Source organism: Sinomonas sp. (assembly GCF_051955515.1).
GTDB lineage: Bacteria > Actinomycetota > Actinomycetes > Actinomycetales > Micrococcaceae > Sinomonas.
Genome location: NZ_JBQCGQ010000192.1, coordinates 1 through 10,103 on the forward strand (window position 1 = coordinate 1; position 10,103 = coordinate 10,103).

Annotated in this window: 13 protein-coding genes and 1 tRNA gene; 9 read left to right on the top strand and 5 right to left on the bottom strand. The window is 67.6% G+C overall.

Features of this window, described 5'->3' with window-relative positions:
• Window positions 1-84: 84 nt before the first annotated feature.
• Window positions 85-1,530 carry a catalase gene (locus tag ACTHL9_RS11015; protein ID WP_440519068.1) on the bottom strand — a complete coding sequence of 482 codons (1,446 nt, stop codon included), beginning with the start codon at window positions 1,528-1,530 and terminating at the stop codon, window positions 85-87.
• Between the two features lie 52 nt (window positions 1,531-1,582).
• Entirely contained in the window at window positions 1,583-2,053 is a 471-nt protein-coding gene (locus ACTHL9_RS11020; protein WP_440519070.1) for a Fur family transcriptional regulator, read from the bottom strand.
• A gap of 119 nt (window positions 2,054-2,172) precedes the next feature.
• Here ACTHL9_RS11020 and ACTHL9_RS11025 point away from each other — a divergent pair, with 119 nt between their 5' ends.
• The 3 genes from ACTHL9_RS11025 to ACTHL9_RS11035 are packed head-to-tail and all read left to right on the top strand — an operon-like array spanning window position 2,173 to window position 5,158.
• Window positions 2,173-2,940 (top strand): esterase/lipase family protein, encoded by a 768-nt coding sequence (locus ACTHL9_RS11025; RefSeq protein ID WP_440519071.1) that lies wholly within the window; start codon window positions 2,173-2,175, stop codon window positions 2,938-2,940.
• A gap of 29 nt (window positions 2,941-2,969) precedes the next feature.
• Window positions 2,970-3,851 carry a zinc metalloprotease HtpX gene (gene htpX / locus ACTHL9_RS11030; protein WP_440519073.1) on the top strand — a complete coding sequence of 294 codons (882 nt, stop codon included), beginning with the start codon at window positions 2,970-2,972 and terminating at the stop codon, window positions 3,849-3,851.
• A 35-nt stretch (window positions 3,852-3,886) separates the two neighbouring features.
• Window positions 3,887-5,158 carry an MFS transporter gene (locus ACTHL9_RS11035; RefSeq protein WP_440519074.1) on the top strand — a complete coding sequence of 424 codons (1,272 nt, stop codon included), beginning with the start codon at window positions 3,887-3,889 and terminating at the stop codon, window positions 5,156-5,158.
• Here ACTHL9_RS11035 and ACTHL9_RS11040 read toward each other — a convergent pair.
• Entirely contained in the window at window positions 5,131-5,919 is a 789-nt protein-coding gene (locus ACTHL9_RS11040) for an alpha/beta fold hydrolase (protein WP_440519075.1), read from the bottom strand. The genes ACTHL9_RS11035 and ACTHL9_RS11040 overlap by 28 nt on opposite strands.
• Before the next feature lie 121 nt (window positions 5,920-6,040).
• On the opposite strand from ACTHL9_RS11040, the gene ACTHL9_RS11045 reads away from it, so the two are divergent.
• Window positions 6,041-6,271, top strand: coding sequence for a hypothetical protein (locus tag ACTHL9_RS11045; protein WP_440519077.1), 231 nt, complete (start codon window positions 6,041-6,043; stop codon window positions 6,269-6,271).
• Between the two features lie 7 nt (window positions 6,272-6,278).
• Here ACTHL9_RS11045 and ACTHL9_RS11050 read toward each other — a convergent pair whose 3' ends face one another.
• On the bottom strand, window positions 6,279-6,764 hold the full coding sequence (locus ACTHL9_RS11050) for a YajQ family cyclic di-GMP-binding protein (RefSeq protein ID WP_440519078.1): 486 nt from the start codon (window positions 6,762-6,764) through the stop codon (window positions 6,279-6,281).
• Between the two features lie 175 nt (window positions 6,765-6,939).
• Here ACTHL9_RS11050 and ACTHL9_RS11055 point away from each other — a divergent pair, with 175 nt between their 5' ends.
• Window positions 6,940-7,224: a hypothetical protein gene (locus tag ACTHL9_RS11055; RefSeq protein WP_440519079.1), complete on the top strand. Its 285-nt coding sequence runs from the start codon at window positions 6,940-6,942 to the stop codon at window positions 7,222-7,224.
• Between the two features lie 83 nt (window positions 7,225-7,307).
• A tRNA-Tyr gene (locus ACTHL9_RS11060) sits at window positions 7,308-7,389 on the top strand.
• Between the two features lie 32 nt (window positions 7,390-7,421).
• On the opposite strand, the gene ACTHL9_RS11065 is transcribed toward ACTHL9_RS11060, so the two are convergent.
• Window positions 7,422-7,664 carry a hypothetical protein gene (locus ACTHL9_RS11065; RefSeq protein ID WP_440519081.1) on the bottom strand — a complete coding sequence of 81 codons (243 nt, stop codon included), beginning with the start codon at window positions 7,662-7,664 and terminating at the stop codon, window positions 7,422-7,424.
• A 133-nt stretch (window positions 7,665-7,797) separates the two neighbouring features.
• On the opposite strand from ACTHL9_RS11065, the gene ACTHL9_RS11070 reads away from it, so the two are divergent.
• The 3 genes from ACTHL9_RS11070 to trxA all read left to right on the top strand — a co-directional run bounded on the left by ACTHL9_RS11070 (window position 7,798) and on the right by trxA (window position 9,973).
• Complete coding sequence (locus ACTHL9_RS11070) at window positions 7,798-8,259, top strand: MarR family winged helix-turn-helix transcriptional regulator (protein ID WP_440519082.1); 462 nt, start codon at window positions 7,798-7,800, stop codon at window positions 8,257-8,259.
• Window positions 8,256-9,485 carry an MFS transporter gene (locus tag ACTHL9_RS11075; protein WP_440519084.1) on the top strand — a complete coding sequence of 410 codons (1,230 nt, stop codon included), beginning with the start codon at window positions 8,256-8,258 and terminating at the stop codon, window positions 9,483-9,485. The genes ACTHL9_RS11070 and ACTHL9_RS11075 overlap by 4 nt, the downstream gene beginning before the upstream one ends.
• Before the next feature lie 110 nt (window positions 9,486-9,595).
• A complete protein-coding gene (gene trxA / locus ACTHL9_RS11080; RefSeq protein ID WP_440519085.1) occupies window positions 9,596-9,973 on the top strand; it encodes a thioredoxin in 378 nt (125 codons plus the stop codon).
• Window positions 9,974-10,103: the final 130 nt, after the last annotated feature.

Sequence of the window (10,103 nt, forward strand, 5' to 3'; positions counted from 1 at the left end):
GCGCGTTTATCGGCCGCGTTAAAGGGCTTGCGCCGTCCCGACCGCGGGGTGTCACCCGGGGGGCGGTGACGGCGCAACGAGTCCCTACTTGCCCAGCTCTGCGCGCAGCTTCGCGCCCAGCTCGGCGTCGACGTTCGTCCAGTACTGGATGGCACGCTCCTTGATGTCGGCGCGCTTCACGCCGCCCACTGCACCGGCGATCGTCTGGAGGAAGCGAGCGCGCTCGGCGTCGTTGAACACCTCGCGGTAGAGGATGCCCGGCTGCACGAAGTCGCCGTCCTCGGCGTGGAGGGAGTGCGCGGCGAGGGTCAGCTCGCCGTCGTTCTCCCAGCCGCCGCCCGGGTTGGTCGGCTCGACGGCGGCAGGGCCACCGAGCGAGTTGGGCGCGTAGACCGGGGTCTCCGGCGAGTTGAAGTAGAAGCGAGCCGAGCCGTCCTGGCTGTAGTTGCGCACTTGGTTCTTCGGCGCGTTCACCGGCAGCTGCGCGTGGTTCGTGCCCACGCGGTAGCGATGCGCGTCCGCGTAGGAGAAGATGCGGGCCTGGAGCATCTTGTCCGGCGAGGCCGCGATGCCCGGCACGAAGTTCGACGGCGCGAACGCGGCCTGCTCGATCTGCGCGAAGTAGTTCTCCGGGTTGCGGTTCAGGGTCATGGTGCCGACCTTGATGAGCGGGTAGTCCTTCTTGGACCACGTCTTCGTCAGGTCGAACGGGTTGTACCGGTAGGTCTTGGCCTCCTCGTACGGCATGACCTGGACGAAGAGGTCCCAGCTCGGGAAGGCACCCTCTTCGATGCTCTCGTGGAGGTCCTGGATGTAGTAGTCGGCGTTCTCGCCCGCGATCCGCTCGGCCTCTTCCGCCGTCAGGTTCTCAACGCCCTGGTGCGTGTGGAAGTGGTACTTGACCCAGAAGCGCTCGCCCTCGGCGTTGATCCACTGGTACGTGTGCGAGCCGTAGCCCTGCATGTGGCGCCACGTCTTCGGCAGGCCGCGGTCGCCCATGAGCCACGTGACCTGGTGGGCGGACTCGGGGGAGAGGGTCCAGAAGTCCCACTGCATGTCCGCGTCGCGAAGGTGGCTCCCCGGGAGACGCTTCTGGGAGTGGATGAAGTCGGGGAACTTGATGCCGTCACGGATGAAGAAGACGGGGGTGTTGTTGCCCACGAGGTCGTAGTTGCCCTCGCTCGTGTAGAACTTCACGGCGAAGCCGCGGGGGTCGCGCCAGGTGTCGGGGGAGCCGTTCTCGCCCGCGACCGAGGAGAAGCGGATCAGCATCTCGGTCTCGACGCCCGGCTGCAGGAAGGCGGCCTTGGTGTACTGCGAGACGTCCTCGGTGGTCGTGAAGACGCCGAATGCGCCGCCGCCCTTCGCATGGACCACGCGCTCCGGCACCCGCTCGCGGTTGAACTGCGCGAGCTTCTCCACGAGGTAGTGGTCGGTGAGGATGATCGCCCCGTCGGGCCCAAGCGACTGTGCGTGGGCGTCTGACGTGACCGGCGCGCCGGACTGGGTCGTCGAGTAGTTGACCGTCATGATTCTCCTTTTTCTGTGCGCGTTGCTTGCGCTGCTGACATGGCGGGGAGGTTCAGGGTGCCGCGGGCTCGCTGGCCTTCGCGGCGCAATCGGAACAGATGCCCACGTACGTGACGTCGGCGATCATGATCGTCATCCCATGGGTGTCGCTCGGCGTGAGGCACGGTGCGTGGCCCACCGCGCAGTCCACGTCCTCGACCCGGCCGCAGACCGAGCAGATGGCGTGATGGTGGTTGTCGCCCACCCGCGTCTCGTAGAGCGCGGCGGAATGCGGCGGCTCGAAGCGCCGCAGCATCCCGAGGTCGGTGAGGTCACCCAGAACCACGTACACGGACTGCGGCGTGAGCTCGGGCAGGTCCTCGCGGGCGCTCGCCAGGATCGCATCCGCCGAGGAATGCGGGTGGCGTTCGACGGCGTCCAGCACCGCGAGGCGCTGACGCGTCACGCGGCGTCCGTGCTCGCGGAGGGCAGAGGACCAGTCCTGCGCAGACCGTCCGCGGCCAGTGCCGTGGGTGGGTTCCATGGACCCATTGAAGCACTTATTTTGATAGACTCACAATAAGGTAAGCCTCACCTGATGAGAGGCTGTCCTGGATCAATGGTCTTAGCTGAATCAAAGGTGCGATGGCTAGGGTGGCTAACGTGGGTCAAGCGACAGAGATGACGACGACGGCACCCCGGCGAGCGCTCGCGGTGGCGGGTGGCTTGGTGCTCGACGCTGGCTATGCGCTGTGGCGCCAAGTCGCATCGATCGCCCAGGGACGCTTCGCGGAGACGACGGTTCATGCTCCCGAGGGAAGGCCGGGCGGGGAGTCGCCGCGTGGCGCTGTGCCGGACGTCGTGCTGATTCCCGGCATCTACGAGCCTGCGGGCTTCCTCGATCCGCTCCGCCGCAGACTGCAGTCCCAGGGCCGACGGGTCATCGTGCTGCCCGAACTCGGCTACAACCGCCGGACCATCCCGGAGTCCGCGGAAGTCGCCGCCCGGCGCCTGCGCGCGCTCGGGGTGCGGAACGCCGTCGTCATTGCCCACAGCAAGGGCGGGCTCGTCGGCAAGCTCCTCATGACGGCATACTCCGAGGAGGGCCTCGTGTCCCGCATGCTGGCCATCGCGACTCCCTTCGGCGGGGCGCGATATTCGCGGTACGCGCCGACGCGGCCGCTGCGCGCGTTCTCCTCGGGCAACCCTGTGCTGGGCTCGCTCGCGAAGAACCTCGAGGCGAACGCCCGCATCGTGTCCGTGGGGGCGGGGTTCGACCCGCTCGTGGGACGCGCGACGCACCTCGAAGGGGCGCGCAATACCGTGCTTCCGGTGACGGGGCACTTCCGCATCCTGGCCGATCCTGCTCTCCTCGCCATCGTGGACGAGTTCATCGGGGAGGCTCCCCTTCCGAGGGAGCAAGCGGGCTGAGTCGTTCGTTGAAGGGGCAGGAGGTTACTGTGCACAAGCATCACAACGGGCTCAAGACTGCCGTACTCTTCGGCGTTCTGTGGGCCGTGCTCCTCTGCATCGGGGGGCTCATCGGCGTCGGCACGCGCAGCTCGGCGCCGATCTGGATCTTCGCGGCCATCGGGCTCGCGACGACCGCGTACAGCTATTGGAACAGCGACAAGATTGCGCTGCGCTCCATGCAGGCGTACCCGGTCACGGAGGCGGAGGCGCCCGGGCTGTACCAGATCGTCCGCGAGCTCTCCCAGCGTGCGGGCCAGCCCATGCCGCGGATCTACATCTCGCCCACGCCGGCGCCCAACGCGTTCGCCACAGGGCGCAATCCGCAGCACGCCGCGGTGTGCTGCACCGAGGGCATCCTCCAGATGCTCGATGCGCGCGAGCTGCGCGGGGTCCTGGGGCACGAGCTCATGCACGTCTACAACCGCGACATCCTGACGTCCTCGGTTGCGGCGGCGGTGGCCGGTGTCATCACCTCGGTGGCGCAGTTCGCAATGTTCTTCGGGGGAGGCGGCGGCCGCGACAATCGCAACGCGAACCCGCTTGCCCTCCTCGCGCTGAGCCTCCTCGCGCCGTTCGCGGCGACCCTCATCCAGCTCGCCATCTCGAGGACCCGCGAGTACGACGCCGACGAAGACGGCTCGCAGCTGACCGGCGACCCGCTGGCGCTCGCCTCGGCGCTGTCCAAGATCGAGGGCGGCGTGCGCCAGTACCCGCTTCCACAGGAGCAGTCGCTCGTCAACACGTCTCATCTCATGATCGCGAACCCGTTCAAGCGCGGCGGCGGACTCACGACCATGTTCTCCACCCACCCGCCCATGAAGGACAGGATCGCCCGCCTCGAGTCGATGGCGGGGCAGATCGGCCGCTGACGTTCGCAACTCCTTCGGGAGGCTAAGCTTCTTCGGTGCGGACTCTGCTGGCTGACACTTCCCCTCTCACGGAAAGCGCCGACTTCAGGCGCCTGTGGTTCGGGCAGCTTCTCAGCATCCTGGGGAACCAGCTCACGCTCACAGCCGTCAGCCTGCAGGTCTACGACCTGACGCATTCGAGCTTCAACGTGGGCCTGCTCGGGCTCGTCGCACTGGTCCCGCTCATCGCGGCCGGCCTCTACGGCGGGTCGATCGTCGACGCGCATGACCGCCGCACGGTCGCGATCGCCTCGTCCCTCTTGCTCTGGGGGACGAGCGCCCTCATTGCTCTCCAGGCGTGGCTGCGCCTGGACAGCGTGGGCCTCATCTACGTCCTCGTGGCGCTCCAAGCGCTCGGGGCCGGGATCAACATGCCCGCGCGGAGCAGCATCATCCCGCGGCTCATCCGCCCCGAGCTGCTGGCCGCTGCCAATGCGCTCAACATGATCACGTTCGGGCTCGGCGGCGCGGTCGGCCCCCTGCTGGCGGGGACCCTCGTGGTGGGCGTCGGCTACGGCTGGACGTACACCCTCGACGTGCTGAGCTTCACCGTTGCGATGTGGGCGCTGCTCCGTCTGCCGCCGCTCCCGCCCGAAGGCGCCGTCCGAAGGGCGGGGCTTCGGTCGGTCGCCGAGGGCTTCCAGTTCCTCGGCACGCGGCCCAACATCCGCATGACGTTCCTCATCGACCTGTCCGCCATGGTGTTCGCGATGCCGCGCTCGCTCCTCCCCGCCGTCGCGGCCCTCTCGCTCGGCGGCGGCGCGGCGACGGCCGGCGCGCTGCTCGGAGCCATCGCCGCCGGCACGTTCCTCGGCGGGCTGTTCTCCGGGCCCGTCGGGCGCCTGCGGTGGCAGGGGCGCGGCGTTCAGACGGCAGTCGTCGCGTGGGCCGCGAGCATCCTCGGCTTCGGGCTCGTGGTCCTAGGCGCCGGCCGCAGCTCACCGGATGGCCCGACCTGGTGGCTGCTTCCCGCGGTCCTCTGCATGATCGCCGCCGGTGCGGCCGACTCGGTCAGCGCCGCGCTCCGGTCCACGATCCTCCAGGCCGCCACGCCCGACGCCATGCGGGGCCGCCTGCAAGGCGTCTTCACCGTTGTCGTTGCTGGCGGCCCACGCCTCGGCGACGTCTTCTCAGGCGGGATGGCGAGCTGGATCGGCGAGGGGGCCGCCGTCGTCGTCGGCGCCTTTGCCTGTGCGGCCCTCGTCGTCGTGCTCCACTTCGCCCAGCCGCGCTTTGCGCGCTACGACGCCTTGGACCCCTCGCCGTAGACGAAGCCGGCGACTCCGGCGGCCAGGACGTCGGGATTGGCGTCGTGCGTCTGGCCGTCGAGGACGTCGAACACCGATCCCGGGATGGCGTCCGCCACGGCGCGCGCTCCCAGCTGCAGCATCTCTGGGCTCGCGCCGCCGGCCAGGACCATGGTGGGGGTGCTGATGGTGCCGAAGGCGTCGGTGGGCACCGCGCCGCCCATCGCGGCGTCGTCGTAGGCCAAGGTCGGCGCGAGCTTCACGCCCTGCGGCCAGAACGGCGACTGCCGCATGCCCGCGATAGCCTGCGCCGGGAGCCCCACACGCTCGAGGAAGAGGGCGAACGCGCCATCGTGATCGCCCTCGTCGAGGCGGGACTGGAGCGCCTCGGTGTACGCCTTGGCCGCGGCGATGCCTGGCTCGTCCGTCGTATAGGGCGGCTCCCACCGGACGAGTGCGCGGGTCGAGAGCTTCGCGGCAGCCCGCGCGGCGAGCGCAGCGCCTGAGGAGAGGCCGACGACGATCGCGGGCTCGTGCGCTGCCTCGAGCACCGCGGCGAGGTCTTCGATCTCGCGGTCGACGGCGAAGGGCTGGGTGTCCGTGCTGTCGCCCCTCCCGCGGCGGTCATAGTTGAGGACCTCGAAGCGCTCGGCTAGGGCGCCTGCGAGCGCGGCGTCGGCTTGTCGGTCGCACGAAGCCCCTGCGACAAGGACGAGGGGGTCCCCCTCCCCGAGTCGGTCATAAGCGATCACAGTTCCGTCGAGAGAGGTCACGGTTTCCATGGGGATCACGTTATGCGGCTCCCCGCCCTCGCGGAATGGCCACGGGGACTCCAGTTTCTCCCGGATGGGTTCTTCCATAATCTATGGACAGAACGGTCTGTCTAGCACTAGCGTCCCGGTCATGGCTGAGATGCTGGCGGCCACCGACCTGGCCGAGCAGATAGAGGAACTGGCCCCGGGAGACACCCTCGGGGACCAGGTGGTCGGCATCCTCCGCGAGGTGCTCGAGGGGCCCGGCCTCTGCGAGGCCTCCAAGGTCCGCCTGCGCCGGCTTCTGGTCAAGCACAGGGGTCACCCGGAGCGGGCGCTCCTCGAGCACTTCCGGGAGATGGGCGTGCAGCCGAAGCTCTGAGGAAGCGTCAGCGGAAGTTGACGAACTGCAGGTCGGCATCCTCGAAGCCCTTGAGGAGGGCGATCGTGGCCTGAAGGTCATCCCGCGACTTCGACGACACGCGGAGCTCGTCGCCCTGGATCTGCGCCTTGACGCCCTTCGGTCCCTCATCGCGGATGAGCTTGGTGATCTTCTTGGCATGCTCCTGCGAGATGCCTTCCTTGATGGAGGCCTCGATGCGGTATTCCTTGCCGGAGGCGAACGGTTCGCCCGCGTCGAGCGACTTGAGTGAGATGCCGCGCTTGATGAGCTTGGACTGGAACACGTCGAGGACGGCCTTGACGCGCTCCTCGGAGTTGGCCTTCATGAGAATCTTCTCGCCGCTGAAGTCGATCTCGGCGCCGACGCCCTTGAAGTCGTATCGCTGAGCGACTTCCTTCTGAGACTGGTTGAGGGCGTTCGCGATCTCCTGCTTGTCGACCTTGCTCACAACGTCGAATGTCGAATCAGCCACTGGTGCCTCCTGGCGTTTTGGAGCGCCACGGCGATGGCGCTAGTCGGTGTTTTGCCCCAGCCTAGTGGCTCTCTCGGGGACAGCCGAGGTCACAGTTCACTCTTAGCCGAAGTCCAGCCGGAGTGCATGTTCCCGCACGAACGTTGAACTCAACAGGAAGGCGAACGGAGGAACAGTGGCGCGAAAGAGCAATCACGGGACCCCAGTGCGGCGTTCGGCTGTCCGTGCTGTCGCCAGTGGCGTCGCCGCAGCGGCGGGCGGCGTCATGGCGGCGACTCTCGCGGCTGGAGTGGTGATGTCTCCGGCCCCGGCTCCGTCGGCTCGCCTGGGAGGCGTCCACGAGGATCTGCAGCGGGCGGTTCAGCTGCGTCAGATCACGCCCGAACAGGCCGCCCTCTTCGAGGCGAAGATCGAACGCGAGATCCTCGGATCAGACGCGTCCGACGCGACCGAGACCTGATTCGACTGACAGGCCGATGTTCTGTAAGGTTGTCTTGCTCGCCCAGAGAAGAAGGCTTCGGCCCGTACTTTCTGTGTGTGCTCGGCAGATTACCCGAGCGGCCAAAGGGGGCTGACTGTAAATCAGCTGGCATTGCCTACGGGGGTTCGAATCCCTCATCTGCCACTTCGTGAAACCCCGGTCTACGGACCGGGGTTTCACTGTCTGTCGACGATGTACTTCGCCGCGAGGTACGCCTCGAGCAGTGTGCTCTTCTCGTCTCCTTGGAACTGCTGCTTGGCCTCGTCCGGCACGGATTCCCACGCTCCAATGAAGGCGTGCGCCCGCTCCTTCTCGTTCGCGCCCTCGTTGACGACGTCCAGGTGCTGGCGGGCGGACGTTGGAGTCACCTCGCTTGCCGAGAGAATCGCGATGCCCTTGGGGACGAGTTCTTCTGTCATGACCGTGGTGTCCTTCCTCGTGCGGTTCCCTTTCCCCACCGTGCTCCCCGCTGCAGGCACACCGCAAGCACCGAGAGTGAGTTCCGTCTCCCTCAATTGCTTTTAGGTACCCTAACATTTAGGGTACCTAAGTATGAACGATCAGGAGCTCGCAGCGCTTGCGGAACGATTCCGCGGCATGCTGCGCCTCGCCGTGTTCGTCTCCCGTCGACTCGACGGCTCGAGCAACCTGTCGACGACTCAGGTCAGCATCCTCAACATGACCGAAGGCAATGGCCTTCGCATGGGGGTTGTCGCCGCGAACCTCGGCGTCCGGGTCCCGTCCGCCACCGAACAGGTGGCCCGGCTCGAGCGGGTCGGGCTCGTCGAACGGCGAGCGGACCCCTCCGACGCGCGCGCCGTCGTCGTCGTCCGGACACCCCGAGGCGACCAGGCCGCCGAGGAGGCGAACCGCCTCAGGACGGCCCGCATGGTCACCGTCCTCGACACCCTGGATCCGGACGAGCTGGAGGCCCTCCGCGCCGCGCTGCCCGTCATGGACAAGATCAACGAGCACCTGCACACCCTCTCGAACCCGAAGGAGCGCATTTCATGACTGCCGAGTCAGCAGTCCACAGCACAGAAGCCCACAACACCCTCCAAGCCGAGAAGGCCTCGTTCTTCCGGCAGCCCAAGGCGGTCTGGGCCACCGCTATTGCGGCGGTGTTCGCGTTCATGGGCATCGGGCTCGTGGATCCGATCCTGCCCGCGATCGCGGCCAACCTGAAGGCGTCGCCGAGCGAAGTCTCGCTCCTGTTCACGAGCTACTTCCTCGTCACCGCCGTGGCCATGCTGGTGACGGGCTTCGTCTCGTCGCGGATCGGCGGCAAGAAGACGCTCCTCATCGGTCTTGCGCTGATTGTGGTGTTCGCCTCGCTCTCGGGCACGAGCGGTTCGGTGTGGCAGCTCGTCGGCTTCCGGGCCGGATGGGGCCTCGGCAACGCGCTGTTCGTTGCGACCGCGCTCGCCGTGATCGTCGGAGTCGCGTCCGGCGGCACGTCGACGGCGATCATCCTCTACGAAGCCGCTCTGGGCCTCGGCATCTCGCTCGGCCCGCTCGTGGGCGCTCTCCTCGGCGGATGGCAGTGGCGTGCCCCGTTCTTTGGGACGGCGACGCTGATGGCCATCGCGTTCATCGCCCTTGTGACCCTGCTCCCGAAGACGCCCCTTCCTGCCCAGAAGACGAGGCTCAGCGCGCCGATCCGTGCGCTCGGCCACGCTGGACTGCGGACGACGGCGGGCAGCGCCTTCTTCTACAACTTCGGCTTCTTCACGGTGCTGGCCTTCGTGCCGTTCATCCTCGGTATGAACGCCTACGGCATCGGCTCCGTGTTCTTCGGCTGGGGAGTGGCCCTCGCCTTGACGTCGGTCTTCGTCGCGCCGCCGCTTCAAGCCCGCTTCGGCGACGTGAAGGTCCTCACCGGCACCCTCGCCCTCCTCGCGCTCGACCTGGTTGGCCTCGGTCTCGCCGCTTCCGCGCATTCGGTGCCGACCGTCGTCGTCCTCGTGATCGTTGCGGGCGCGCTGCTCGGCGTGAACAACACCGTGTACACGGAACTCGCCATGGGCGTCTCCGACGCGCCCCGCCCGGTCGCGAGCGCGGGCTACAACTTCGTGCGGTGGATGGGCGGCGCCCTCGCCCCGTACGTGGCGACGAAGCTCGGCGAAGAGTTCGGCGCCCCGGTGCCGTTCTACGCGGCTGCTGTTGCACTCGTCATCGCCATGGTGATCGCGCTCGCCGGGAGGACGTACCTCTCGGAGCACGAGCCGGCCGCCGTCTGAGCTGCGCCTGCGTGGCCTGAGCCGCGCCGTTTGAGACAGGCGGCCGCGGGAATGTTCCACGGGAAGAGGTCGTTGTGATTCTAAACGGCCACTCTAGGAGGAGATCATCCATGGCCACTAAGAACATCACGGGCGAGCAGTTCGCCGACACGATCGAGCAGAACGACATCGTCCTCGTCGACTTCTGGGCCTCGTGGTGCGGCCCGTGCCGCCAGTTCGCCCCGACCTATGAGGCCGCGTCCGAGAAGCATCAGGACGTTGTCTTCGCGAAGGTTGACACGGAGGCGGAGCAGGTCCTGGCCGCCCAGGCGAACATCACCTCGATCCCCACGCTCATGGCGTTCCGCGAGAAGGTCCTCGTCTTCTCCCAGCCGGGTGCGCTCCCGCCGGAGGCACTCGAGCAGGTCATCACCGCGGTGAAGGGCCTGGACATGGAAGACGTGCATCGGAAGGTCGCGGAGGCTCGGGCCGCCCGCGGCGAGAACTGAATCAGCCCGACGCAAACGGCGCCCCTCCCCCGAACCGGATGGGCGCCGGTGCGATTTGCAGGGGGCGGGGGGGGTAAGGCACCCCGGCGCGAAGCGCAGCCCGCACCATGAGCAGCGGCCCGAGCACCGG

What these genes read in the sequence shown, in the direction of transcription:
- ACTHL9_RS11015 (WP_440519068.1), bottom strand. Translation starts at nt 1,530, where the DNA reads ATGACGGTCAACTACTCGACGACCCAGTCCGGCGCGCCGGTCACGTCA.
- ACTHL9_RS11020 (WP_440519070.1), bottom strand. Translation starts at nt 2,053, where the DNA reads ATGGAACCCACCCACGGCACTGGCCGCGGACGGTCTGCGCAGGACTGG.
- ACTHL9_RS11040 (WP_440519075.1), bottom strand. Translation starts at nt 5,919, where the DNA reads ATGGAAACCGTGACCTCTCTCGACGGAACTGTGATCGCTTATGACCGA.
- ACTHL9_RS11045 (WP_440519077.1), top strand. Translation starts at nt 6,041, where the DNA reads ATGGCTGAGATGCTGGCGGCCACCGACCTGGCCGAGCAGATAGAGGAA.
- ACTHL9_RS11065 (WP_440519081.1), bottom strand. Translation starts at nt 7,664, where the DNA reads ATGACAGAAGAACTCGTCCCCAAGGGCATCGCGATTCTCTCGGCAAGC.
- ACTHL9_RS11070 (WP_440519082.1), top strand. Translation starts at nt 7,798, where the DNA reads ATGAACGATCAGGAGCTCGCAGCGCTTGCGGAACGATTCCGCGGCATG.
- ACTHL9_RS11075 (WP_440519084.1), top strand. Translation starts at nt 8,256, where the DNA reads ATGACTGCCGAGTCAGCAGTCCACAGCACAGAAGCCCACAACACCCTC.
- trxA (WP_440519085.1), top strand. Translation starts at nt 9,596, where the DNA reads ATGGCCACTAAGAACATCACGGGCGAGCAGTTCGCCGACACGATCGAG.